The sequence below is a fragment of the Paenibacillus sp. MDMC362 genome, assembly GCF_003269305.1.
In the GTDB taxonomy this organism is placed as follows: Bacteria; Bacillota; Bacilli; order Paenibacillales; family Paenibacillaceae; genus Paenibacillus_AQ.
Genome location: NZ_QLYT01000113.1, coordinates 1 through 756, shown reverse-complemented (window position 1 = coordinate 756; position 756 = coordinate 1). Strand labels below are relative to the sequence as shown.

The window sequence follows — 756 nt, the reverse complement described above, 5'->3', positions numbered from 1 at the left end:
CTCCGTCTCCTGCGATGCATAGCTCACCAGGAATGCCTACACCACATAACTCCATCCCATTCAGTATATAGAGCTGCATATTGGCAATGGGATGTCCGATTCCTACACTTAAACCCTTATCTTTTTCTTTGGAATAGACATAGTCACAGCATCCTACGGTAGTCTCTGTAGGGCCATATTCGTTATGAATCTTTACGCTGTCTCCTAACAGCTTCTGCGTTTTCGATGCCGTATCTGTTGTTAACTCTTCTCCACCGACAATCAGCGTTTCTAAATTCGGTACATCTACGCCGTCCGCATAAGTTTCCAGCATCTTTAAATGAGAAGGAGTAAGCTTAAGGAAGGTTACCCTGTTATCTTTTAATGCTGCACGTAACCTTTCCTCCGTGTCCCCTCCCTTTAATAGAAGACATCCACCACTAATCAGCGGTAAATACAAGGAAGTTACGGAGAGGTCGAAACTTAAGCTTGTCATTAATACCGTCGTACAAGCTTCTTTCTGGTACTCTTGATCTGCATACGACAAGTAATGATCCAAGTTACCTCGTGTAACCGCCACGCCTTTGGGCTTTCCTGTCGTTCCTGATGTGTAAATCACATAGGCGATGTCGTCTTGTTCAACGGCACACGCTGGGTTTTCCGCCTTCTCGCCCAGGTCCTCCAGATTCATAGAGATACATGGGATTTCCGTTTCCAGCTCCTTCTCTCTTGTTAATATGACTTTGGGTGCTGCATCGTTCAGGATATGCTCGATTC

General features: G+C 45.4%; 1 protein-coding gene. It reads right to left on the bottom strand.

The features are described 5' to 3' along the window. Positions 1-756 (bottom strand): AMP-binding protein (locus DP091_RS31065; RefSeq protein ID WP_146747039.1); only part of this gene is annotated, 756 nt, incomplete at both ends.